Source organism: Paenibacillus macquariensis, from assembly GCF_900156375.1.
In the GTDB taxonomy this organism is placed as follows: Bacteria; Bacillota; Bacilli; order Paenibacillales; family Paenibacillaceae; genus Paenibacillus_AQ; species Paenibacillus_AQ macquariensis.
In genome coordinates, this window is sequence record NZ_FTNK01000007.1 from 36618 (window position 1) to 62956 (window position 26339).

23 protein-coding genes are annotated in these 26339 nt (G+C 42.2%); all 23 read right to left on the reverse strand.

Annotated features, from left to right (window positions below; all coding sequences use genetic code 11):
• Positions 1 to 20: 20 nt before the first annotated feature.
• A complete protein-coding gene (locus BW961_RS14135; protein WP_082867553.1) occupies positions 21 to 500 on the reverse strand; it encodes a YaiI/YqxD family protein in 480 nt (159 codons plus the stop codon).
• A gap of 170 nt (positions 501 to 670) precedes the next feature.
• Complete coding sequence (gene glyS, locus BW961_RS14140) at positions 671 to 2749, reverse strand: glycine--tRNA ligase subunit beta (protein WP_068587627.1); 2079 nt, start codon at positions 2747 to 2749, stop codon at positions 671 to 673.
• Between the two features lies 1 nt (position 2750).
• The gene (glyQ, locus tag BW961_RS14145; protein ID WP_068537690.1) at positions 2751 to 3629 is read right to left on the reverse strand and encodes a glycine--tRNA ligase subunit alpha; all 879 of its coding nucleotides are present in this window, start codon (positions 3627 to 3629) and stop codon (positions 2751 to 2753) included.
• A 341-nt stretch (positions 3630 to 3970) separates the two neighbouring features.
• Positions 3971 to 4726 (reverse strand): DNA repair protein RecO, encoded by a 756-nt coding sequence (gene recO / locus BW961_RS14150; protein WP_068587629.1) that lies wholly within the window; start codon positions 4724 to 4726, stop codon positions 3971 to 3973.
• 33 nt (positions 4727 to 4759) lie between these two features.
• Positions 4760 to 4909: a YqzL family protein gene (locus BW961_RS14155; RefSeq protein WP_076576879.1), complete on the reverse strand. Its 150-nt coding sequence runs from the start codon at positions 4907 to 4909 to the stop codon at positions 4760 to 4762.
• A 105-nt stretch (positions 4910 to 5014) separates the two neighbouring features.
• Positions 5015 to 5911 (reverse strand): GTPase Era, encoded by an 897-nt coding sequence (gene era, locus BW961_RS14160; RefSeq protein ID WP_068587631.1) that lies wholly within the window; start codon positions 5909 to 5911, stop codon positions 5015 to 5017.
• Between the two features lie 60 nt (positions 5912 to 5971).
• The gene (locus BW961_RS14165) at positions 5972 to 6379 is read right to left on the reverse strand and encodes a cytidine deaminase (RefSeq protein WP_068587633.1); all 408 of its coding nucleotides are present in this window, start codon (positions 6377 to 6379) and stop codon (positions 5972 to 5974) included.
• Between the two features lie 163 nt (positions 6380 to 6542).
• Positions 6543 to 6911 (reverse strand): diacylglycerol kinase family protein, encoded by a 369-nt coding sequence (locus BW961_RS14170; protein WP_068587635.1) that lies wholly within the window; start codon positions 6909 to 6911, stop codon positions 6543 to 6545.
• Positions 6911 to 7408 (reverse strand): rRNA maturation RNase YbeY, encoded by a 498-nt coding sequence (gene ybeY, locus BW961_RS14175; RefSeq protein WP_068587637.1) that lies wholly within the window; start codon positions 7406 to 7408, stop codon positions 6911 to 6913. Before ybeY ends, BW961_RS14170 begins: the two co-directional genes overlap by 1 nt.
• Positions 7409 to 7411: 3 nt before the next feature.
• Positions 7412 to 9673 (reverse strand): HD family phosphohydrolase, encoded by a 2262-nt coding sequence (locus tag BW961_RS14180; protein WP_068587639.1) that lies wholly within the window; start codon positions 9671 to 9673, stop codon positions 7412 to 7414.
• A gap of 14 nt (positions 9674 to 9687) precedes the next feature.
• Positions 9688 to 10659, reverse strand: a complete 972-nt coding sequence (locus tag BW961_RS14185) for a PhoH family protein (RefSeq protein WP_068587641.1) — start codon at positions 10657 to 10659, stop codon at positions 9688 to 9690.
• A 6-nt stretch (positions 10660 to 10665) separates the two neighbouring features.
• Positions 10666 to 11859, reverse strand: coding sequence for a sporulation protein YqfD (gene yqfD / locus BW961_RS14190; protein ID WP_068587644.1), 1194 nt, complete (start codon positions 11857 to 11859; stop codon positions 10666 to 10668).
• Positions 11856 to 12149: a sporulation protein YqfC gene (gene yqfC / locus BW961_RS14195; protein ID WP_068587646.1), complete on the reverse strand. Its 294-nt coding sequence runs from the start codon at positions 12147 to 12149 to the stop codon at positions 11856 to 11858. Before yqfC ends, yqfD begins: the two co-directional genes overlap by 4 nt.
• Before the next feature lie 431 nt (positions 12150 to 12580).
• Complete coding sequence (locus BW961_RS14200; RefSeq protein ID WP_068587647.1) at positions 12581 to 13042, reverse strand: hypothetical protein; 462 nt, start codon at positions 13040 to 13042, stop codon at positions 12581 to 12583.
• 22 nt (positions 13043 to 13064) lie between these two features.
• The gene (gene floA / locus BW961_RS14205) at positions 13065 to 14063 is read right to left on the reverse strand and encodes a flotillin-like protein FloA (protein ID WP_068587649.1); all 999 of its coding nucleotides are present in this window, start codon (positions 14061 to 14063) and stop codon (positions 13065 to 13067) included.
• Positions 14064 to 14102: 39 nt separating this feature from the next.
• A complete protein-coding gene (locus BW961_RS14210; protein ID WP_068588106.1) occupies positions 14103 to 15443 on the reverse strand; it encodes an NfeD family protein in 1341 nt (446 codons plus the stop codon).
• 181 nt (positions 15444 to 15624) lie between these two features.
• On the reverse strand, positions 15625 to 16068 hold the full coding sequence (locus BW961_RS14215) for a GatB/YqeY domain-containing protein (RefSeq protein ID WP_068537703.1): 444 nt from the start codon (positions 16066 to 16068) through the stop codon (positions 15625 to 15627).
• A 15-nt stretch (positions 16069 to 16083) separates the two neighbouring features.
• Positions 16084 to 16257 carry a 30S ribosomal protein S21 gene (gene rpsU / locus BW961_RS14220; protein ID WP_036657994.1) on the reverse strand — a complete coding sequence of 58 codons (174 nt, stop codon included), beginning with the start codon at positions 16255 to 16257 and terminating at the stop codon, positions 16084 to 16086.
• A 141-nt stretch (positions 16258 to 16398) separates the two neighbouring features.
• Positions 16399 to 16758 (reverse strand): histidine triad nucleotide-binding protein, encoded by a 360-nt coding sequence (locus BW961_RS14225; protein WP_068587651.1) that lies wholly within the window; start codon positions 16756 to 16758, stop codon positions 16399 to 16401.
• A 173-nt stretch (positions 16759 to 16931) separates the two neighbouring features.
• A complete protein-coding gene (locus tag BW961_RS14230; protein WP_244555960.1) occupies positions 16932 to 17372 on the reverse strand; it encodes a hypothetical protein in 441 nt (146 codons plus the stop codon).
• A 287-nt stretch (positions 17373 to 17659) separates the two neighbouring features.
• Entirely contained in the window at positions 17660 to 21082 is a 3423-nt protein-coding gene (locus BW961_RS14235) for an AAA family ATPase (RefSeq protein WP_068587656.1), read from the reverse strand.
• Positions 21079 to 22260, reverse strand: a complete 1182-nt coding sequence (locus tag BW961_RS14240; protein ID WP_068587658.1) for an exonuclease SbcCD subunit D — start codon at positions 22258 to 22260, stop codon at positions 21079 to 21081. The genes BW961_RS14235 and BW961_RS14240 overlap by 4 nt, the downstream gene beginning before the upstream one ends.
• Positions 22261 to 22294: 34 nt before the next feature.
• On the reverse strand, positions 22295 to 26338 hold the full coding sequence (addA, locus tag BW961_RS14245; protein ID WP_068588109.1) for a helicase-exonuclease AddAB subunit AddA: 4044 nt from the start codon (positions 26336 to 26338) through the stop codon (positions 22295 to 22297).
• Between the last annotated feature and the right edge of the window lies 1 nt (position 26339).

Consider the following 26339-nt stretch of genomic DNA (forward strand, 5'->3'; position numbering starts at 1 on the left):
CACGTAAATATTATTCGCTATTACTGACCGTTCTCCTGCAAATCCTGCAAAATTATTGTCAGATTGTGTTGAAAAAATATTTTATCATCGGCTGTGATCGGCTTGGGACCTTTGGAATGCTTACCCATTCTTCTCGCTTTAGCCTGATGATGCCTACGATCCAACATCAATTCAATATCATTATCCCCATAATGCATGCCTCTAAAAGAGATAACATAACAACCTTTTGCTAAAGCCAATGCTGCTAGCCCATAATCCTGTGTAACTACGATATCACCTCGTGTAATATGGTTAGCAATATAAAGATCAGCGCTTTGATCACTACGGTCCACTTGTACAGCCGTCACACCTTCTTCTTCACGAATCAGATGATCGTAAGATGAGACCATTAGGACGGGAACTGAAAATTGACGTGCAGTGACTGCTATTTCATGCTTTACGGGACAGGCATCCCCGTCGACAACAATATGGAATTTTGCAACTGTAGTCAGAGATATCACCTATTCCACCCAAAATAAAGTTCTTAAATAGTATATACGCTCTTGAATAGCTGAAATCCTTCTTAATCAGACTTAGCAACTTATGGGAAATGATGAAATACCTGTATACGGACCCCATCAAATACAGAATAATGTTGGTTTCCGTATACAATTACCCTATTACGTTATGATTACCACACAAGTTTCGTAAAATCTGCGAATTCCTTTAAATCTTTATCAATCGCAGCCAAAAGTGCCAATCGATTGTTTCTTACTTGTTCATCTTCTGCCATAACCATAACTGAATCGAAGAATTCTGTTACAGCGTTACGGATCTGTCCTAGCCATTGCAACGCTTTAAGTCCATCTCGTTGTTCCAATGCACTATGATATCCATCTTGGATAGATTGCCATGCTTTATAAAGTTCCTTCTCTCCATGTTCTTGGAGAAGAGCTTCGTTAATAACAAATTGTTCTTCTGCTTTACCACCTAGATTACTCACACGATTAAATGATTCAACCGTCGTTTTGAAATCTGTCTGGTTCATTACAGCATCCATTAGAGCTTTACCACGCGAAACAACGGAGGCAATATCATCAAAGTCTGCTGAAATCACCGCATCTACAACATCATAACGTAAGTTCTCCGAAAGAATTTTCTTCACTCGAAGTCCAAAGAACTCAACGATAGCTGTACGTACTTCATCAGCGGAAAGTTTCATTTTGCGAAGACTCTCATGAACATCAAGCGAAAGTGTGAGTATCTCTGATAATGAAATAGGTAAATTTTGCGCAAGCATGATTTGAACAATACCTTGTGCTTGGCGGCGAAGTGCATAAGGATCTTGAGATCCAGTTGGAATGATCCCTATGGAGAAACACCCAATAATGGTATCGATCTTATCAGCAATACTAACAAGTGACCCAACGATTGATTCAGGCGTATCATCTCCAGCAAAACGTGGTTGATAATGTTGGAACACAGCCTTAGCTACTTCCTCTTTCTCCCCAGCTCTACGTGCATAGTCTTCACCCATCACACCTTGTAATTCAGGGAATTCGTAAACCATTTGAGTGACAAGATCAAACTTACATATTTCAGCAGCACGGGAGACAGCATCTGCATCTTCCTGAGAAATCTGCAATATGGAAGCTAGACCATCTGCAATACGACGTGTTCTACGAACCTTGTCAGCAATCGATCCTAACTCTTCATGGAATACAATATTTTCAAGTTTCAACAAAGCGGTCTTAATGTGAAGTTTCTGATCTTCTTCGTAGAAAAATTTCGCATCTGACAAACGTGCACGTAGTACTTTCTCATTTCCTTTGGCAATGACATCCAAAGAAGTACTATTCCCATTACGTACAGTGACGAAGAACGGTAGTAATTGATCTTGGTCATTTAATACTGGGAAGTAACGTTGATGCTCCCTCATGGAAGTAATTAATACTTCTTGTGGGATTTCTAAAAAGGCAGGGTCAAAGCTTCCAAATAATGCCGTTGGTGTTTCAACAAGAAACAAAACTTCCTCAAGAAGATCGTCTTTAACTGCAATTTTCCACTGTTTCTCTTCTGCAAGCGCCTTGATCTGCTTCTCAATCAAGTCTTTACGTTCATTCACGCATGCAATAACAGACTGGCTTCGAAGCACATCCAAATATGCGGAAGGTTCCGAAACAACAGCTTCTTCCCCTAAGAAACGATGACCTCGTGTCACATTACCCGATTTCACACCTGTAATTTCAAGTTCTATGACATCAGTTCCAAACAGAGCTATAAGCCAACGAATCGGACGGACAAATTTAAATTCATGAGCGCCCCAACGCATATTCTTAGGAAACGTCATCGAAGTAAGAATGCCCAACAATGCTTCCGATAGAATGCTTGAAGTCTCTACTCCTAAACTGCTCTTAGTTGCATATATATATTCAACACCATTTAACTCTTGGAACGTAAACTGTTCAGGATCAACACCTTGGCTACGAGCAAACCCTAAAGCAGCTTTACTCCAAGCACCACTAGCATCCTGAGCAATTTTGCGAGATGGGCCTTTTACTTCTTCGTCAATATCTTCTTGCTTCTCCGCTACACCTTCCACGAGTACCGCCAAACGACGTGGTGTTGCATAAGCATGTACTTTTCCATATGAGATTCTTGACTGCTCTAACCACTTAACCATACGCTCTTCTAACTGTTCTACAGCAGTACGTATAAATCGAGCAGGAACTTCTTCCAACCCAATCTCAAACAATAAGTCTTTAGCCACGTTAAACGTCTCCTTTCTTACAAAGCGGGAAGCCCAATTTCTCGCGTTCTCCCAAATAAGAGGCAGCTATTTGTCGCGCCAAATTTCTTACGCGAATAATGTAACCCGTCCGTTCAGTTACGCTGATTGCTCCACGAGCATCAAGTAAGTTGAAGGTGTGAGAACACTTCAAAACGTAGTCATACGCAGGAAATACTAAGTTTTGCTCCATCGCTTTATTAGCTTCCTCTTCATACATATTAAATAATGTGAACAACATCTTCACATCAGACACTTCAAATGTGTATTTGGAATGTTCAACTTCCGCTTGATGAAACACATCTCCATATGTAATTCCATTGACCCACTCAAGATCAAATACATTCTCTTTATCCTGAATATAAGACGCGAGGCGTTCCATACCGTATGTTATTTCAACAGCGACAGGACTTGCATCAATGCCTCCCACTTGTTGGAAGTACGTGAATTGTGTTACTTCCATACCGTCAAGCCATACTTCCCAACCTAAGCCCCATGCACCCAATGTTGGTGCTTCCCAGTTGTCTTCAACGAATCTTATATCATGTTGTAGAGGATCAATACCCAGGCGTTTTAAACTCTCTAAATAAATTTCTTGAATATTATCAGGCGAAGGTTTAAGAATAACCTGGAATTGGTGATGCTGATAAAGCCGATTAGGATTCTCTCCATAACGTCCATCGCTTGGGCGACGGGATGGCTCTACATATGCCACATTCCACGGTTCTGGACCAATCGAATGCAAATACGTCATCGGATTCATGGTACCTGCACCTTTTTCCGTATCATACGGCTGGACAATAATACAGTTTTGATCTGCCCAGAACTGCTGTAGTGTAAGAATCATTTGTTGAAAATTCATTCTAGCATCGCTCCTTTGCTTTTTTTCAAGTTCATCACATTCACATATCCTGTCTGAACAGCAAAAAGCCCTCGTCTCTACGCCTGCTGAACAGACATAGGGACGAGAGCTTGTATCCCGCGGTTCCACCCTACTTGATCATGCTTGTGCTTAAAGCTAAAGCATAATCCACTTTTATCATTCATTCATGCTCCCGAGTTGCCTTTTCACGATTTCTCTCCGTTGGGCTTTCACCATTCCCAACTCGCTAATAGGATCTAAATCGCTACTATCTCGATCACTGCATGTTACAATTAAATAAATATAATCTTATAATATACTAATAGATATTGTCCCATTCGTCAAATTTCATATTTATCCATCTGATCCAGGAAATTTCTCGACTTAAGATTAACACCTAATTGCATATCTATAAAAGATCTCATGACCTTCTTCAATTCCAGCTTGGTTTCTTCCTTCACATCAATATTACCAAGTTTTCTTAGATCAAGCCTTTCAAATATACGCAGTAATTTTAATGTGCGAGGCGTAACTTTCAAAGCCTGGGGATCAACATGCCGACAATACGTACATAATACGCCGCCAAGGCGAGGACTTATGAGTAACTCATCTTCACTTTGTGATCGCCCACATGAGACACATGCATCTAACACCGGGGCATAACCCGCGGTCTGTAACATTTTCATTTCATATACGTTGAGTATGATTCCAGGGTCTTTCCCTTCTTCCAGTTCACCGAGACAAGCCTTCAACTGTTGAAACCAGAAGCTACCTGTCTCCTCATCTAAAAGAATACGATCAAGCAGCTCACAAGCATAGGATGCATAAGCTGCCATATACAGATCTCCACGCAAACGATGATGAGACACCGATATTTCACCTGCATTTAATGTGCCTAATCCCGTCCCGTTTCGAAAAAAAACATATTCCCCTAACGTAAACAGCTGCGTCAATGCAGCATGCCGGCTCTTTACTTTCTTTGCCCCTCGAACAAGTACACCTATTTTTCCCGTGTTTTCGGTGCAAAGCGTAATGATTTTGTTCCCTTCACCGTAGTCCATGCTGCGGATGACGATCCCTTCCACCCTGTAAAGCATGCCTCTTCCCCCAACCATTCACGGAGCAACCACTCATTCGTTCTCTTCATAATCAACCATCTCTTCTACCACTGGTTCTATTGAAAACAACACCTGATCTGGAGATCCGCCTGCTTCTTTGAATAACAAATAAGCATCGACATCTCCAGTCATCGCAAAATACTTCCACGAAAAATCTCGCATACGTATTCATCCTTTCCTTTGGAAATGCGTCTGCATCTTCAAAATTAGGATGTGCGTTGTACGAGGTAATATGTGTTGCAATTCCTACCAACCGGAGCAAAAGCTCTAGCTTCCGCGGTGGAAGCCTAGATCACGAAGAACTCGATCTTGATTGCGCCAATCTTTTTTAACTTTGACCCAAATTTCCAAGAAAATTTTGGAACCTAACAAGTTCTGAATATCATGACGTGCTAACTGTCCAATTTCTTTCAACATTGCACCTTGTTTACCAATGATAATGCCCTTCTGAGAACTTCTCTCCACAAATATTACAGCAGAAATATGCACCACACCATTGTCCTGAACTTTCATATCTTCAATCATAACTGCGATGGAATGTGGAATCTCTTCTCTCGTCAAATGAAGAATTTTCTCACGAACTAGCTCGGCACACACAAATTGCTCTGGGTGATCCGTTATCTGATCTGCAGGATAATACTGTGGTCCTTCAGGTAAATACTTCTCTAATTCCTTTAATAAGGTATTAACATTATTTCCGTTCTTCGCAGATACAGGAATAATCTCTGCAAAATCATACAGCTTACGATATCCCTCAATAAGTGGTAGTAATGCTTGCGGCTCAATACGGTCAATTTTATTCAACACTAGAATAATGGGTGTCCGAACATTCTTAAGTTGCTCCACAATGTAGCGATCACCACCACCCATACCTTCAGCTGCATCAACAAGGAACAATACAGCCTCGACTTCTCCTAATGTGTTAAGAGCCGTCTGATTCATGAAATCACCAAGTTTAGATTGGCGTTTATGAATACCAGGTGTATCTAGAAATACGATTTGGTTATGTTCTGTTGTGTATACACCATGAATTTTGTTACGGGTAGTCTGAGGTTTGTCAGACATGATTGCAATCTTCTGTCCAATCACCTGATTCATCAGTGTTGATTTACCCACATTCGGTCTTCCGACGATCCCTACGAAGCCTGATTTAAATTTTGCCATTTAATTATTTTCCTCCTAAAAATGTTCCTCTATATCTTGAATATCATTTCAGTAGCATTACTATTTCTTGATTAGATCCGATGGACCAAAGGAATCTGGTAATAACTCACGCACAGTCGTTTCGCGGATTTCACCTTTTAGATTGCCTAGAATAACTAGCATATCCAGATCACACAGTTCTACCATCACTTGACGACAAACACCACAAGGAGCAACGGGTCCTTCTGTGTCTGCGACAACTGCGATTGCTTTAAAACTACGTGCCTGATGACCATTAGCAATTGCACTGAACATCGCTGTCCGTTCAGCACAGTTTGTAGGCCCATAGGCTGCATTCTCAATATTACATCCATGATGTACCTGTCCTTCGCTATCTAACAGTGCTGCACCTACACCAAAGTGTGAGTACGGAATATAGGCCTTCTCTCGCGCTTTAATAGCTTCTTCCAACAATGACTTTGAGTTCATATGAGACCTCCTAAAAGTTTTTTTTAGCGATACTTCTTGATATACTCCGCAAAAAACTTGCAGCGGAAGCATGCCTTAAAAGTTATTGAGCGTTACTTCATCGATATGCTTCGAAAAAACTTACTTCGGAAGCATGTCCTTAGTTTTTGAGCATTACTATATTTTATCCCCCGAATAACTCCACAAGGGGTCTGTAGAAGACCACAATTCCTACAACCACTGCAAAAGCCGCAGTAAGAAGCACAGCTCCTGCGGCAGTATCCTTGGCCGCTTTAGCCAAAGGATGGATATCACTTGATACAAGGTCTACAGCAGCCTCTAAAGCCGTATTAAACATCTCTGCTGTTAATACTAAGGTGATAGCTAGAAGCAGAAACAGCCATCGCATGGTCGATATTTGTAATACAGCAGCAGCCAATATAACGAACAAGGCCGCCACCCCATGCACCTTCATATTTCTCTGAGTGGTCATGGCGTACCTGATTCCCTCCGCCGCATAACCAAAAGAAGAAAGGAAGGATTTCTTACTCATTATCGATTCAACCCCACTTGAACGAGAACTGCCTCTTGTTTGCCCATCATTTCATCTTCGGAAGCTTTGTCTTGATGATCATAGCCGAGCAAATGCAAGAATCCATGAACGAACAAGAACCCAATTTCGCGTTCCAACGAATGTCCAAATTCTTCACTTTGTAATTTCGCTCGGGAAACAGAGATGATAATATCACCTAACACATCAGGAATCTCTTCCATCTCTTCTCCTTCTCCTAATTCGTAGACAATTTCAAGTTCATCGTCTAATGAATCATTCATAGCAAAAGAAAGTACATCTGTCGGACGATCGATGCCACGGTAATCTCGATTCAATTCATGAATCTGTTCATCATTCACGAAGGTTAGTGCAACCTCCCCATCGATTACACTCTCAGCTTCTCCAGCCTTTTGCAAAGCAGCTTCAAGCAAAGAAATTAAAGACTCATTGATTTCATATTCCGACTGCTCGTTACTCCAAGCCAGTTGTAGACTCATATATTAAACGCCCTTTCTATTGTCATCCTCGACAATCTTTGTTGTCTTCTTTATTTCTTCTGGATATTCAATTCTAGAATGGAATATCCCCATCACACTTTCTTTCAATGTTTTACTAATAATATCCAGTTCCTTCATTGTGAGATCACACTCATTGAACTGATGATCATCCATACGACTTTTAATAATTTTCTCAATCATGGTCTCCACTTGTTCTACCGTAGGATTACGCAATGATCGAACTGCCGCCTCTACACTATCTGCAATCCCAACAACAGCGGCTTCTTTAGACTGCGCCTTTGGACCTGGGTAGCGGAAGTCAAGCTCAGTGAATTCAGGCGCCACGCCTTGTTCCTCAGCTTTTTTCAATGCCTTGTGATAAAAGAAATGTAAAAATGTTGTTCCATGATGTTGTTCAGCAATATCTCTAATGAGCTTCGGTAACTTATAGTCTTTCAACATCTCTACGCCATCTCTAGCATGAGCTATGATAATTGATTTACTAAGTTTAGGATCAAGTGAATCATGTGGATTCTCCATATGGTTCTGATTCTCGATGAAATAACTCGGTCGTTTCGTCTTACCTATATCATGATAGTATGAACCTACTCTACATAACAATCCGTTGGCGCCAATGGCCTCAGCAGCTGCTTCTGAAAGATTACCTACCATAACACTATGGTGATAAGTACCAGGTGTCTCTGTAAGTAACTTACGAAGTAACGGATGATTAGGACTAGACAATTCTACTAGCTTCAAGGCAGACAAAATTCCAAACGTGACTTCAAAAAATGGCATCAGTCCAATAACAAGAACTGCTGTCAATAGACCCCCTGCAAATGCAAAGGCAAGGGTATATAACGTTTGTATCTGGCTCCATTCTTTGCCGTCAATTAAGATCAATATAAATACAGCGATCGATCCGAACAGACTTACCATAATACCACCCTTGAGTAAGGTAGACCGCTGGCTGGCCTTATGAATAGCAGAAATAGCGACATATGAGACAATCATCGTAAAGAACCCGAAATGAAAATCAAAAATTTCTCCTTGATTAACATTTAATATCACACTAGACAATATACTGAATATCATAGCGCAAAAGAAAGCCAATGAAACATCCATAAGCAACGATACGAGTATTGCACCCAAAGCTACAGGAGCAATGTACCCTATATAAGGATGAACACTATTCTGCACTATACTTACCATGTTCATAGACAGCACCGTAATAACAAAAATAAAGACAAGCATCAATAACTGTGAATTATTGTATCTATATTTACCCGCACTAGATTGACGAATAAACATATGTAGTCCAAATGCCAACAAACAAGATAACATGACTAGACCTAGTTGAGGCCAATAGTTAACCTCATTCTTAAGAAGCTTATTATCATCTAAAAGAGCGTATAACTCCTCGGTGATAAACTGCCCCTTGCTTACGAGAATATCCCCTTGCTTAATAAAAACAGTATCTGTATCCTCGCGTGCCTGAACTTTGGCTTCCTTGGTTGCTTCCTCATCGTAAAATTTATTTGCTGTAAGCGCCAATCGTGCAATTTCTTGCACAACTTCTCGTAGTGTCCGCTGACTAAGAGAACTTGTACTCACCGCTTCTGCCACTTTAGCTCGAGCTGTTTGAGCATCCATGATCTGATCATTACTCAATTTCTCAACAATATTCCGAGCCACGGGTTTCATAGCCTGAATATCTTCACTTGTGAGCCTAGGTATCTTAATAAACGTTTCCTCAGGTATACGATATGTCTGTTGGCTAATCACTCGTAGCATTTCATCCATCAGATTATCGGAGTATGCGCCTGAACTTCGGCTACTATTTACGAAATTTTGCACAAATTCCTGAGCTCTCTGTGGAATTTCCTTACTATAAATTGTAACTTTATCCTGATTAGATACTTGATCATCTTGATTAAGTCGATCTATGCGATCAAGAATCTGAACAACTAACAAATCATTTCGAAGTGAAATAATACTATAGTCGGGCTTAACTTGTTCAGCTGCTTTCTCTTGTGCTTTTAACGTTGCCTTGCTATTGGGAATTTGTACCGGTGCCGTTATTTCTTTTTCACTGTAGGAACCTCGATGTATATCATAACGTTCGGGCAAAACCTTAGGTGCAAGAGAAACATAGAATAACACAACTATAAATAAAAACAGAGTATAGCGTGTTAACACGCTATACTTGTAGCTAACATTTTTATATGAAAATGACTTGCCTGATGACGTTTCTTTCGAGTCCATAGAGTTAATCCCCTCTAGCCTTGATTTTCCGTAGCTCGATCGTAGGCAACAATAATTTTTTGTACCAATGAATGACGGACAACATCTTGCTCCGAGAAATACACAAAACCAATCTCAGCAATCGAACTTAATATAGCATTCGCTTCTACCAAACCCGACTTTTTGCCTCTTGGAAGGTCAATTTGTGTAACATCACCTGTAATGACCATCTTGGCGCCGAATCCGAGCCGAGTCAAGAACATTTTCATTTGTTCAGGTGTTGTATTCTGAGCTTCATCTAGAATAATAAATGCATCCTCAAGTGTTCGGCCACGCATATATGCAAGCGGAGCAATTTCAATAAGTCCCCGTTCTAATGCTTTCGCAGTCTGATCTGGTCCCATCACGTCGAATAAGGCATCGTATAATGGACGCAGATACGGGTCTACTTTCTCCTGTAAATCACCGGGTAGGAATCCTAGATTCTCACCAGCCTCTACAGCAGGTCGGGTCAGAACAATTCGCTTAACAGACCCTTCTTTCAGTGCAGCAACCGCTAATACAACAGCTAAATATGTCTTTCCGGTCCCCGCAGGACCGATCGCAAACACAATATCTCGTTTCTTAATCGTTGTGACGTAATGCTTTTGACCAATCGTTTTGACACGTATAGGCTTACCACGAAAGGTAGTTGTTATTTCTCCCTTGAACAAATCTAATAACTGATCGGCTCTAAAGTCTTTTGCTAAATCTATTGCATACATCACATCGCGTTCCGTTAAGACGTATCCGTTGCGTACCAACTGTAATAGCACATCAAACAACTGTTGAAGCATTTGAACCTCACGGTCCCCACCCCGTACTGTAATCTCGGCTTCACGCGAATCAATCTTTGCGGGAATTTGTGCCTCGATCATCTTAAGAAAAATATCCTGTGGACCAAATATAGCTAGTCCTTCTCCTGCGCTCTGAAATGACACCTTTATACTGTGTGTATTCTCTGACAAATAGCCTCAGTCTCCTTGGTTATACGCTATTGGTAACTCTTCAGCGATTTTTTCTTCCACTTCAAAAAGAACTTTCATATAAACTTTACCATTCTCTTTCTTCTCTTGCAAAATTTTTCGGCTAATGATGGTTGAATCACTACCGTATTTCGCTATAATGTCACGAATTGCGCCTTCTATTCCTTGTTTTTTCGCTTCTTCTATCGTAATCACTTCGCTTCTCTCTTCCGTTTCCATCACATGTTCGGTCATCCAGCCCATTGGTAATTTGGTGGATCGCCAAGTGAGAGGATCTGTTTCCGTTACAACATCATATTTAGCATATGGAACTTTGCCGTAGCCCCATAATTGTACCCCACGATTACCTAGTACAAGATAACTTTTGTTCTTAATTTCTCCTGTATATACTTTACGTTTCTGCACAGTGGGCACTTCAATGTTGTACTCATGCCACACTAATCCCTTCACTTCACCTTTAGCAACGACAGACTGGGAATTTTCCTCATCCCCTAACAAACCAGAGATCAAGATTTGTCCCTTCTTAACCCTACTGTTCTTTGCAACCAAAGGAAGACCCTGTTCTGCATAAATACTTGTAACTACCGCATCTGTTCTGCTAATTAAATGCCTTGGACTAAGCAACGGTTTTGTCTCAGGTATCGATGATTCTACAACTTGAATTGTAATTGTAGTTCCTTTACGATCTACGCCAACCCAGGCTGTTCCAGGTAACTTCCTATTTATTTGCAGTGACAACTCGTCCAAATGATTCAATCGAAATATCCATTGAAGTGGGTAAATCCCCTCTTTCTTGGCTACCACAAGTACATCATCTGTTGAGATCTTAACGTTACCTACGACTTTCACATCCCATATAACAGAGGATAAAAGGAAAAGTATTGCAAAAAAAGCTACTATGCCAACAGCAAAAAATCGACGTTTCTTCAACTTCACCAATTGAAAGGGGAATCCTATCCGTGTATTAACATGTATGCGGCAGCCTGTCCGTTTCAAAAGAGGGCGGAGAGCATGGAAATCAGACAATAACACTTTCATCTCAAGCGACTGTAATGGAGACGGTTTAACATCCCACACCGGAATGCCCATCTGGCTTAAAGCATTAATAAATGATTCCAGATGTCCATCCCTAACTGTGATTCCGACATATCCGCGCCAATAGACTAATGTTGGGATTTTCAATGACTCTCCTCCGTTTCTATGTATTTTATATTCTTAACTGTTCCTTCTATCAACACTTCCTTGGGTAAAATAGACCGAATCATAAGTTCCGATCCCTCTATCTCAAGCGATCCTTGAGTAAGTGCAAGAATTAACTTATCTGGTGAAAAATGAATCACACCATTATGATTCTCGATAAAGAGTTCTTTGTTACCCACCATAGTTAACCGAGGGAGATTAAACACAATGTCCTGAGGCAAATCTAGTTTCTCATAAGTCCAATTACGAAGTTTGCGACTGATCCGGGTCATACGGAGGCCTTCCCCCTTCCTGTACTTTAAACCTTATGCGGGGAACAACCTTTTTATGAAAGCAATTGCTCAAGAAATACTTCAAAAAATAATATCAAGAATGAAAAAAAGCCCCTATATACATCAACCCATTACTAGAGGGGCGTGGAGGAGCTTTTACAAGATTTGAATAACGTCGACTCATATTTCTATCCATCGTTCTCCAAATGGCTCAAAGGCGTAATTAGGAGCCCTATGCTCCTGATCAGGATCCGTTGATAAATTAAAAATTAGAAACTGATCCGATAGTTCGTCCCATCAAAGTGGAGTACTCAAGGTCAATAAATACGAAACCCTAATTTCACAATAATAATAGTCGAAACAAAAAGAATGGCAGAACAAGGATTCCCTTGACCTGCCATTCTTTGTACAACTATCGTATCTAAACTATTCTAGGACTGCCGGTTATTATATGGTTGTTTGGCACGTGGAGGTCCCAATATCTCAGACCAAATAATGCCATTCACCGTTTGGTTCACCGCGCTTGATGAATTGGACTGCTTTAATTCCTCATCAGAATTATCATAAGCATTCCACTCTGTGGAAGAGGGTGTAGAAATTTTATCTAAAGCTGCCGTGACACGATCAATATCTTTTTGCATTTCAAGATTTCGACTTTGTATCGTATCTTCCCACATCTGAGAAACGCCTTCACCCGTCTTGTAATCCGGACCTGGAGAGAAATCCCTAACAGAGTCATCACTTTCTCTAGTGAATATAGGATCTGGTGATTGTTCTCCATTCCCTCCAAATGTCGGCATACTGCTAGGGTTATTCTTTGACTTTGTTTTCCCTTTGTTTGTTATCGCTGAGATAACACCTAAAGCAGCAATTATGAGCCAAATATAATCCATGGGATACATCATTCCCTACTTATTATTTTTTGGGAGTGTTAGAACTATCTCCACCGTCACCAGTTTTACCGATAGATCCTCTCATTTGAGTATCTGCTTCGATATTTTTGAGGTTCATATAATCCATTACACCAAGACGTCCAGAACGTAGTGCTTCTGCCATTGCTAAAGGTACTTCTGATTCAGCTTCTACAACCTTCGCTCTCATCTCAATGACACGTGCCTTCATTTCTTGCTCTTGAGCTACAGCCATTGCACGACGTTCTTCAGCCTTCGCTTGAGCAATTCTCTTGTCAGCTTCTGCTTGTTCAGTTTGTAGATATGCTCCAATATTCTTACCGATATCAACATCCGCGATATCAATGGATAAGATTTCAAAAGCCGTCCCTGCATCCAATCCCTTAGAAAGAACCGTACGAGAAATCATATCTGGATTCTCTAATACATTTTTATGAGAATCACTTGATCCGACAGTTGTAACAATACCTTCCCCTACACGAGCAATAATCGTTTCTTCACCGGCACCACCGACTAGACGATCGATATTCGCACGTACGGTAACACGCGCCTTAACTTTAACTTCAATTCCGTTTCTCGCAACTGCAGCAACCGTAGGCGTCTCAATGACACGTGGATTGACACTCATTTGAACCGCCTGTAGTACATCACGACCTGCCAGGTCAATGGCAGCAGCACGTTCAAATTCCAATGGAATATTAGCACGCTGAGCGGCAATCAATGAATTGACTACGCGGTCTACATTCCCACCTGCCAGATAATGGCTTTCCAACTGGTTTATATCAAGCCCTAAGCCAGCTTTTGTTGCCTTAATCATTGGGTTAACAATTCTACTTGGTGTAACACGACGCAATTTCATCGCAACTAATGTGATAATGCTAATACGTACACCTGATGACAGGGCAGCAATCCATAGCATAACTGGGAAAAAGTTGAAGAATACACTTAACACAATGATTACCACAACAGCAATCAACAAAATAGGAATTAATGTTGTATCCATAAATTGATTCATCCTCCATAATCTATATTTGATTAAACGCTAATCAACAATTGGTTTAACGACAATACGAGAACCCTCAACCTTCACAACATGAATAGTCATGTTAGTACCGATAAACTCTCCATCTGTGACGACGTCAAAACGCTCTCCATCAATTAATACGGTTCCCGCAGGACGAAGTGGTGTAACGCTAACCCCATTCTTGCCAAGTAAATTCTCTTGGCTTACCGACGGAATAAACCCTTTTTCTTTACTTAACGTGTCATTCAATATAAAACGATTCCATATGCCACGTTTCTTGAACACTATCGCTACTATGATGATTACGATCAGTGCAGAGACACTTGCAATTCCTAATGATAACGCGACATGAGAAGTACTATAAGCTGCCCGTACTACACCAACAATAAGACTTGCTGACCCAAGTAATCCTAGTATCCCGAAGCTTGGAATAAACAATTCAAGTGCCAACATGATGATCCCAATGATAAAGAGCACCCACGTCTCCGACCCAGCAAATCCCGCAACATAGTTACCAAAGAAATAGAGCACGAATCCAGTAACACCTAGAATCCCAGGAATTCCAAATCCAGGAACAATCAATTCAATGATCACTCCGGCAATTCCCATAAACAGGAGTAAAGTCATCACAATCCGATTCGTTAAGAACTCAGAAAATTTCTCAGCACCTGATTGTTCGACACGAAACATATCATCCGTCGAGTAACCCATCCAATTAACGACCTCATCCGTCGTATTCGCAATGGTATCTGAATACCCCACTTTCATTGCCTGTTCGCTAGTCAGTGAGATGATCTCGCCCTTCTCTTTCGTATCGTTAATTTCAGGCATATCAACAACCATGTTCACATCTGTCATACCTTGAGCAATCTTTGGATCACGCTTACTTACCTCAGCTGCACTAGACATAAGCGACTTCCAATAGGACACTAGCTTAGGATCCTCAATAGGATTACCTGTAATGCCATCGACTAGTACCGCCGCACCAATCATACTACCCGGCGCCATAGCGATCTTATCCGCATTTAAGGCGATATAACTTCCTGCTGAAGCAGCATCTCCTCGTATGTATGCGACCGTAGGAATTTCACTTTTACGAATGATGTCAACAATATTATGGGCTGTATCTATCCTTCCACCAGGCGTGTTTATTTCCAGCACGATGAGGGACGCATTCATTTCTTTAGCTTCTGTAAATCCCCGCTCCATGAACTTCTGAAGCCCTCTTTCAATATCTTGGTCAATCGGAATAATATACACAGTCCCCGATTTAGTCTCTGTCGGAGATACAGGCGCTGCAAAGGCTGTTCCCATTTGACCTAAAACAGGGAGAATCAGCACCATGACGAGTAGACTCATGACAAAAAGCGAACATTTCTTTTTGATATTCGTCAAATCCCTTCCTCCTTTCTGTCGTATTCATATCCAACTTAAGTCTATATTATGTACCCAACTTATCCTTATTACTACGTTCTATGCCTGTTGAAGTTTCAAAAAATAAAAAACACCCCTCAAAAATCGAGGGATGTTCCGTTATTGTTTATTGCAGAAATTGTTGAACTACTTGATTAACAAGCTTGCCGTCAGCGAGTCCCTTAACCTTAGGCATCAGGGCACTCATTAATTTCCCCATTTCGGCTTTCGAAGAAGCACCGGTTTCATGGATGGTCTGCTGTACAATGACTTTAATTTCTTCTTCAGTAAGCTGAGCGGGAAGATACTGGCCGACTATCTCGATTTCTGCTTTTGCATTAGCGGATAGATCATCGCGTCCTGCTTTTTCAAATTCTTGGAGGGCATCTTTGCGCTGTTTGATTTCACGACCTAGGATATCAAGCACCTCGGAATCATCCAAAGTTCTTTTCAAATCTATTTCAAGATTCATGATTGTCGAACGAATCATTCTAATAGTGGAGAGTTTGAATTTATCGCGACTCTTCATTGCTTGTTTCATGTCTTCGTTCAATCGCTCGCTAAGATTCATAGTTGTTAAATCCCCCTAAAACTTTCTCTTACGAGCAGCCTCAGACTTCAGCTTTTTCTTAACGCTTGGCTTTTCATAATGTTTACGTTTTTTCACCTCAGCCAAGACGCCATCTTTAGCGATGGAACGTTTAAAGCGACGAAGTGCAGCATCGATTGTCTCATTTTTACGAACTTTCGTTTCAGACACCAGTTTTCCCTCCCTCCGACCAGACCGTCCAAGAGTATTAACACGGTTCATCAACTTTTATTATAGGTGATAGTGAAATAAGGTGTCAACCTTACAGCTATTTTTTTCGTAATCTGATACAATACACTTTTTTCCATACCCTTATTGATGGGAGTTAGAGATGCCTGTTAGAGCCCCTAACTTGGCCCCTCCAAGCAGGTGAAAGTGTATATGGTGCACGGTTTGTTCACCGTCACGACCGCAGTTATTAATGAGTCGAAATCCCGATTCAGCAATACCTAAATCTACTGCAAGTTTCTGTGCTACCTGATGAATCTCTGCAATAATTGGCATATTTTCAGGAGAAACTTCATTCATGGAAGCAATATGTACTTTGGGAATAATTAATACATGTATAGGAGCCGCAGGCTGTATGTCGTGAAATGCCACAATATTCTCATTCTCAAACACCTTGTTACTAGGGATACTTCCCTCTATAATTTTACAAAATAAACAATCCACTATATTGCCCCCTCAACTAACTTTTATTTATTTTATCATACTGGATAAAGAATAGGCTCGTCCAATGTCCTTAGTCAAAACAAAACGTATGTTGAATAAAAAGAATACGGGGCAGGTCCTTAGGGCCATCGTTCCGACCTTAGGACCTCCCCCTTCAAACAGTAATTGTATTATTAATAAAATGGCAAGATAGAAATGGCAGTCAAAGCTGCTAACGGCAATAGCAAACGATTAAAGCGTCGTCTCCCGTATGGATTGTAGCCAAATCCAGGAGAATAGTATCCTGGGACAAAAGCACGTACATCTACACCTGGATATCCACTGGATCCAAAAGATGGATTGCCATAAACTTGCTGTGCTTGGTGTGTTCCATACGGTGTCGGTTGATGCGTATTACATCCACATCCTCCAACAGGAGCCATGTTCTCATGTGGCATACTAGCATTATCCATATGATCACAATACATTTCATGACCAACCGGTACCGCTAAATGTAGGTGGGTATCATCCACATTGTCTACAAAACCATCAAAACTTCTTCCATCCACAATGACCACTCGCACATAACGATGCATGTGATGGTGACACATTTGCTTAGCTTCAACCTTTTCCATTTCTTCTAGTCCTCCTAAATATTCCATGATTTACTACCATCATATTCAGGTCTAGGCGAATGGATACTGATTAATAGGTTGAATAACATCAAAAAAAGAATAAAAAAAAGAAGAAGCACCCAGTCAGCTTGCAAAAAAGCTGCTTGACGTACGGACTTATGACAGGGAAATCCATCTCCCTTCCATAAGTCCGCCGAGGTACTTCTCAAAGTGATGTCGGTTATTATCTGTATTATAACAGCAGCTTGTTACTGTTACTGTGACAGACATCACAACCATATTTATCTCTACATATTTTCCATAACTAATCGAGATCCCCCTCCAGCATGCTCTGCTGGCATCACTATTAATTTACGAGGTAATCGCGCGCGTAGTTCAGGTACATGGCTAATAATGCCCACCGATAGATGGTCGCTATGAAGGCGTTCCAATGAAGTAATGACCATCTCAAGCAATTCTGGATCTAGTGTTCCAAATCCCTCGTCCAAGAAGAAAAACTGTAAAGGATATTGACCACGAAGTTGAATTTGAGCCGATAAGGCAAGTGCTAAAGATAAGGATGTCAGGAATGTTTCACCCCCGGATAACGTGGATACAGGTCTACGTGTTCCTCCATTTGCATCGTCGCGAATCACGAATCCACCACCTGAATCCACCTCTAGTGCATAACGTTGTCTAGTGAGAAACAGAAGGCGTTGAGACGCAGCTTGACTGACCTGCATTAACTGCTCTTCCGCAATATATTCCACGAAGGCATTACCCCGTAAACAAGATTGGAGCTTAGAGAGTTGTCCCCCTTTAGACTGACGTTCTACACGTGTATCCTCCAACTCCGCCCATCTTGCGTGTCGCTGTGCTACGTCTTCTAGATCACGTTCTGCGCGAGCCTTCCATTGGATTGCCGCTTCATCACTCTTTCGGTATTCTTCCAATTGAGACTTGCACATACTCCACTCTTCTTCGGTGATAGAATTCCCAAAAAGTTTGTCTTCGACATGCGCAAGCTGTAGCGTAACTTCTCGCTCATTCTCACGATGCTTCCTTACTCGATCTGTGTAATTAAGCTCTTCTTCACGTTGTAGACAACAAGCTACAACTTCATCCGCAGTCGATAAGGATGAGGCTTCTAACTTCTGCTCCCAACGACTTTCTGCTGCTTTATAGTGAACTTCTGCCGATTCCACAGCCTGCTGTGCTATAACAGCAGCTTTGATGGCTTCATTCTTCAATTCCTCTGCTATACGTCGCTCATTCTTCGCTTGCGCGGCCTTCGCTCTTACCTGGTGGAGTTGCTGAATACATGCCTCAAGTAACACTTCCGCTGAACTCTCACCTACCCAAGCTAAGAGTCGTTCTACTTTCTCTTTCAGCAGTTCACTTTTTGCATGCCAAATTGTATTCCATTGGATAAGATCCTTATCTAACTCCCCAATTTGTTGTTCTAGGGACTTAACAGCTAACAATTTGGTCTCTAGGAAAGGAACACTGATCTCTAGCCGCTCCTTGATCGTTTCAACTTCCGTATCTTTCTTCTGCATAAGCTGAAACTTTTGGTCAAGTTCGTCCATAGGGAGATCTGGAAATTCCTGCGTCCACTCTTGCTGTAACTTCAATAATTCAGCTGTTACTCGCTCAAGCTTAACCTTCGTATCCATGTGAACACTACTTAACGCTTCTCCTTCTGCCGAATATTTCATATGCTGTTGCTGAAGTGTATCATGCTGCTGCTTCATTTCTGTCGCTTCTTGTCGCAGGTTCGCAGTCATTTCCGTAAGATTCAGAGATGCCTCTTCCAGCTGTTCGATTATTTCTGTCCAGTATAAATCTGAGAATTGAATCGAAGTTTCTTCGCCAATTTCGAACTGTTCCTTCGCCACGGCTACATGGGAATCATCTAGTTCAGGAAGCGTTATTCCAGATTGATCTATTAACGTTCGGCTCTCATTCATAAGTTGGCGAAACGTTAGTCGATGTTCTTGAAGTTGGGATTGTATTAGACGTATCTTATCCATTTGCGAAGTCTGGATCATAAGATCTTCGGAGCTTTCAGCAGCTCCTGTCGGGTTAGGATGCTCTTCCGATCCACACACAGGACATGGATGCCCTGCTTGTAATTGTGTTGCTAAAGTCAGCGATAGCACATGAATCTCCGAACTTTTGAGTTCTTTACGTAAGTGCTCCTCTTCGTAAGCGAGTCTAAGAACCGCTTGACCTACCGTAGCTTCCTGAACAATTAATCCAGACATATGGGAAGAACTCTGTAGCAAAAAGGACTCATGATTTCCCTCGTTAATCTTTAAATTTCGCTCAGAGCCAGTTAACTTGGCAGTTATTTCAGCGACTATTTTCTCCTGTTTCGAAAATTCTAGCGCTATGCTTTCCCGCTGCTCCTCCATTGACTGAACATGTTGTTTGCGCTGTAACGCTTTATGAATGAACTCCCGCTCTTGGGATTTAGTCTCTAATGGTTTTAAGCTTGCCTGTAATTCAGCCTGTCTTGTCTGCCCCTTACTAAGTAGCTCCTTCTCTTTCAGTAGCTTGCCATTTAGATCAGACTGCGTGATCACAACGTCCGCTATCTTCTTCTCAAGTTCATCACACTCGCTACGCAGATGATCTCGTTCCTGTTGAAGCTTACACGCTTGCTCCAACTGTTCTTGACGAACCAGTAGCTTCGGTTCTTCAGTGGATAATATGAGCTGTGTAGCATCATCCGTCTGACTGGCAAGAATGGATGATTGCTCAGCTTCTTTTGATGCAATATTCAATAATGCAGACTTCGCTTCACGGTCTACATGTTCTTGCTTACTCTCCTGCATTTGCGTAAGCAAAGGCATCAGATGCTGCGCAACACTCGATTTAAAAAGTTTGTCTTCCAACATAACAATTTCATTTTCTAAAGCTCCAAGTTGTACTAATTGTGCCTGGCTGCGATCACGTTCAATTTGCCATTCCCACACTTTAGCCAACTGCGCTGCTTGGGCTGTAATTTCATCCAATCTACTTCGAGAAGCCTCGGCTTCAGCAATAGCTTCAATCCGTTGCTTCTTAGCATCTTCTAAAGCCTCATTGCCTGCATTCCCCAGACCTTGCTGTTCTGCCACAATATTCTGAAGAGCAGCTTCATTCTCTTTCACACGACGGCTTAGCTTCAACGCCAGTTGATCACCATATTGCTCGAGATGAAATAGACGTTGCAACATTTGCCGTCTCTCGCTTCCCTTCAATGACAAGAATTCAGCGAACTTCCCTTGAGGTAGAACGACAGCTCGTGTGAAATCATCCATTTTGAGTCCGATTTTATCTTCTACACAGCGAGTGACGTCTGCCAATTTGTCTGCCATCACTTGATCCCCGTCTGGCGTAACCTCAATAAATCGACTAATGGTATTACTTATTGATAATTCATTTGTCCGCTTAAAACGACGTTCTACACGATATTGCTGTGGTCCTTCAGATGAATTCAATTCAAAAGTAAAGGATACAAACAACGAATCTTCCGAATGATTCATAATTCCTTGTGTTCCGTTGACGGCCCGCTCCACTTTGCCATACAACGCAAGCGTTATTGCATCAAGCAAGGTCGATTTCCCACTACCCGTAGGACCAAATATCCCGAATAACCCCATTTGCGTAAGATCGTCAAAATCAATCTGTTGCGGTTCACGATAACTTTGTAGTCCAGCAAGTTTTAGAGTGATTGGCTTCATTGTGCATCCCCTTCTTCCTGAACGGTCCCATTCTCTTCAACAAGTTCAAGGAACAATTGTACCAGTCCATCATCAGGCACTGCTCCCCCCGTCTGTCGCTGATAGAACTTACGGAAAATTTCATGTAAAGGCATCCGCGAACGCTCGATTTCCATCTCCACCACGTCCATGTCTGGATAAATCGGGCGAATATGGATTAATCCTTCGCGGCTCTTACGGAGTCTCTGGATTTCGGCAAGAGATAACGCTTCAGTCAAAGATACTTCCAAATCAATAAATGCACGTTCATCCAGTCCCTCGTCCAGCCAGCGATTGACTTCTTCAAGACCACCTTTAGCTCTCCAACGAACGAGTGGTCGGCCACAAGATAGATATAATTCTTCGAGAACAGGCTGTCCTCCGGGTGATATATCCAACATCGCAACCGACTTGGCTTGTCCGGCTTCTGAAAAGCTGTAGGCAAGAGGAGATCCACTATAACGAATCATCCCCTCCCCCTTTACAGCCTGAGGTCTGTGGAGATGTCCTAGGGCCGTATACTGCGCACCGATGGATAGAGCAGATGGATCGACGGTATAAGCACCCCCAACCTGAATAGGACGCTCAGAATCCGTCTCCACGCCACCTAATACATAAATATGGCTCATCGCCAAATTGATCGTCTTCGGTGTAAATTCACGAGACAACATACTCATTAATTTACCGACACGAGCACTGTAGGCTTGACGCAGGTCATCCTCATTCCCCTCTGATACTAGCAATTCATTAAGTCGAGCTTCCGATGGATAAGGGACCGCAGCAATTTTAGCAATTTCTCCTGTACGAGGTGTATGAATCGTCACAGCATTCGCCGCTGGAAGCCCAACAAGCGTAATACCCTGTCGAGTCACCAAGGGCGATACTGAAGCCACTCGCTCAGGCTGATCATGATTGCCCGCTATTACTACAAGTGGTCTCCCCCCCTCACTTAACCTTGCGCAAGCCTCATAGAATAGCTGCTCTGCCATAGCTGGAGGGTTGACAGAATCATACACATCCCCAGCCATTAATATGAGATCTGCCTGTTGATCATCTGCCATTCGCACCAGTTCATCAACAAAATCCTCCTGCTCTTTCAACCGACTTCGCCCTTCCAATGTTCGTCCAAAATGCCAATCGCCTGTATGCAATATTCGCATTTAATTTCTCCCCCTAATCTCTTACCTACCCGAATTATATCTGAACCAAATGTGATCCATCGAAGAAGTACAACCACTTCTCACTTACAGGCTCACCCATAATATCTTCTAATGCTTTGCCATAGAGCTCTAATTGGAAACGGTATTGTTCTACTAGAGCCTCAACTCCGCCACGTTGTTCCAGAACTCGATCCGTCTTGTAATCCAGGAGAACCAACTTCCCATCTTCTCTGAAAATACAATCTACAACCCCTTGGATTAACACGGTCTCATGATCCAATTCTCTTGCAGTCATTAATGATTCCTGTTCATCAGATTGCGATAGATTTTTCACAAAATTCAGACCTTGATGGGCTTCTGTTGCCGAGAGCGCATAACTAAAAGGTAATTCTCGCTCAACCCATGTTGCAGCAAGTAATCTTGTTCCCATCTCGCTATCATACATTGCTACAACTTCATCCAAACCGATCATGTCTCCTTGCTCCTTGGTCACGATCTGTAGCTCAACAAGTCGATCAATGGTTTCTTGAACTACTGAGGTATTCACGGGTTCTCCCTGAAGTGGAATATGTTGCATTAGCGTATGATACACCGTTCCCCGCTCTGTTGGACTCATGCTTTTCTCTTCCATAAATTTAGGACGTCGAAGCTGCAAGGTGGACTCTTCGCGATGTTGAGCTTTCTTCTCTTCTACCCAATCCAAAGACGGAAGATCCTGTAAGGAGAGCAACTTCTTCATCTCAGTTACGGATGTTTTGGCGGATAGTGTAGTAGCTATAGCATATGGATACTTCCATCCAAGCTTATTCTCAATATCAGTAGATTCGATTGAGGCTGTTCCATCGCTATTCTCGATTGCTGACAACGGTATGGCATCTCTATTCAACATGGCCTGTAACTTCAGTTCACGATTCTCAGAAACCCCTTGATCTCCATCCGTACCCGCAATTAAACCTTGTGAAAGTTCATCTGCTGAAAGAATCGACACCATCCACGATGAAGGATCACCATTCAATACTTGAGAAGTTGGTCCCGCTACGCCCCCAATTCCTCTCAGTATTTCTGCATCGGGATGGCGAATCAGTGCTGGCCCAATCCAATCCAAATAACTGCGTCCCCTCGACAACACATAATCAGGTAACATATAAGGTTGATGACTCTGAACTTGCGTCCATGATGATATTTTTTTAGTAAGATCCTTAAGCGTACCCACAAGTATTAATTTCTCTTTAGGACGTGTTAATCCTACATACAACACCCGCATCTCCTCAGCAAGCAGTTCTTGCTGCGATCTGCGGCGTATCGCAAGGTTAGGCAAAGTGGGATAACTTACCCGCATCTCTTGATCCACGAACTTCGGTCCAAATCCCAGATCCTTATGCATTAGAAAGGGTGAATTCAAATCCTGTTGATTGAATGTCTTTCCGATTCCCGCTAAGAAGACGACTGGAAATTCCAACCCTTTACTCTTATGAATCGTCATAATTCTGACTGCGTTATCTTGCTTATCTGATCTTCCGGCACTACCTAGATCAGAACCATGATCACGGAGCCGCGCGATAAACGTTAAGAAACGGAATAAACCACGCGATGCTGTTGTCTGTTCATACTGAACAGCTCTGTCGTAAAGAGCTGTCAGATTGCCCTGACGTTGCCCTCCTCCAGGCAATCCACCTACCCAATCCATATAGCCAGTCTCACCATATATGTGCCATATGAGGTCTCCTAGACTTCCTCGACGGGCCTCTTTTCGCCAACCTTCTAATTTTCTTAGAAACTCTTGCATTTTATATCGTAGCTCAGAAGAAATATCCTTTATATCTGTAGTCTTGTTATTGTCCGATTGAAGAGTTCGCGCTTCGTTCATAATAATAGGAACTTCTTCTAATGTCGCAGCCAATTCTTCATTCACACTATGAATCGGCGATTGAGTATCCTGCTTCACATGTCCTTCGTAATCCTTCTCTATGCCCGCAGCTGCTATCACAGCTTCATAGAAAGGACCACTAGCACACAATCGGATCTGCGCTAATTCTTCCTCCGTTAACCCAACAATAGGTGATCGTAGAACGCTCGCTAATGGAATATCTTGTTGAGGATTATCTATCACTTGCAGTAGAGATAACATGATCGCAACTTCTGTCGCCTCGAAATAACCTTGATTCTGTTCTCCATCAGCAGAAATACCTTGTTGTCGCAACTCTTCCATGATCAGGGGTCCCCAAATATAAGCAGACCGAAGAAGAATGACGATATCGCCATGAGCAACAGGACGCATCGCTTTTAATGATTTATCGTAAATGAGCATAGGTTCTCCGGTTTCCCCTGTCATTTCCTTTATCTTAGCTGCAATGGCTCGTGCCTCTAGTTGAGCGGTCTCCATCTCCACCCACTCGCCCTCTTTTAAAAGGGTATTCTCTTCTCCCTCTGAATCCTCGACTTCGCCTGATTTACCACCATTCCCACGATCAATCAGTAATAGTTCTGGGGTAAATGTGGAATCATTCTCACTTTCTTTCGTAACAGGAAATGATGCACCGTATACTAACTCAGCCCGCTCATTGTAGGTGATTTCTGCTACAGTCTCATCCATCATTTGTCGAAATAGTACATTTACTGCATCCAATACTTGATGTCTACTGCGAAAATTTCGAGCAAGATCGATAACGATACCTTCGTCGCCTTCCACACCATATCTGCCATACTTGTCCAGAAAAAGCCCAGGGTCTGCTAGACGAAATCGATAGATACTTTGTTTGACATCTCCTACCATAAACCGATTCCCTGGCTGATCGCGGGAGATCAAATTCACGATATCCTCCTGCACACTGTTGGTATCTTGATATTCATCCAGTAAAACCTCGTCAAAGTGCTTTTTATATTCAATCGCAGCATCAGATGGAAGAAGTTGATCAACAGACGAATCCGGATGTCGCAGAATCTGCAAGCAGTAATGCTCTAGATCACTGAAGTCCACGAGCCCTCTAGCTCGCTTCTGTTCTTGATAACGTTGACCAAACAGAATAACAACCTCAGATAACTCAGCCATCACAGGAGCAACCTCATGAAGTTCTGACATGAACGTCTCTGCGGATCGACCGAACAATGAGCTTTTAAGATCATTCAATATTTTCTTCACACTATCCCTTAGTTCTTTAACACGTTCTTGTAAATCAGGATCTGTCTCATCTTTACGACAACTTTTCAATTTACCAAATGAGATCGTTTGGAAAGCATCATAAAGAGCATTCCAAGGGAAATCCTCAAGACATTCCTTTAGGGATTCGACCATTTCCAAATCATCTCTTAAATTATCTACATACGGTGAAGGTCCGCCGGGTAACATCGCTATAGAAATAGCTTGATGTAACAACCCTGCCGCACCGGCCATAGATAACCTAGCATCCTTCACAATACTCTTCACCCAAGGACTGTCATCGAGCTCAGACGAATCAGAAATGGAGAAATTTGACGCCATTTGACGCAACCACTCGTCTGGCCAAGAGTGACTACGCGAGAAGTCGTATAGCTTCTGCACGAGGAGATACAACGCGTCGTCACTACGTTCACCACTGAACCAATCAGCAAGTCGTAGAAAGATCCCCCCGTCCTCTGCCTCGCCATACTTCTCTTCAAATAATTCCTCCAGAATTTCCTGACGTAACAATTCAGCTTCATTCTCATTGAGGATGCGGAACCCTGGATCCAAAGGAATCCATTGATAATAACGACGAATCACTTCCATACAAAATGAATGAAGTGTTGTAATCGATGCTTTCCCTAACAATGCAAGCTGTCGGCGTAAGTGAGCATTATCAGGCTCTTTCTCTAACTCCTTATCCAATGCCTCACGAATCCGCTGGCGCATTTCAGCCGCTGCTGCCTTCGTAAATGTGGCGACGAGTAATTTATCTACACTAAATCCTTGTTCCTCGTTCATAATTTTGCGTATGATTCGTTCAACCAACACGGCTGTTTTTCCAGAACCTGCTGCGGCTGCCACAAGAATATGATCACCACTAAGCGAAATCGCCTTCCACTGATCATCACTCCACATACTACCTTCCGGCTTAACCATT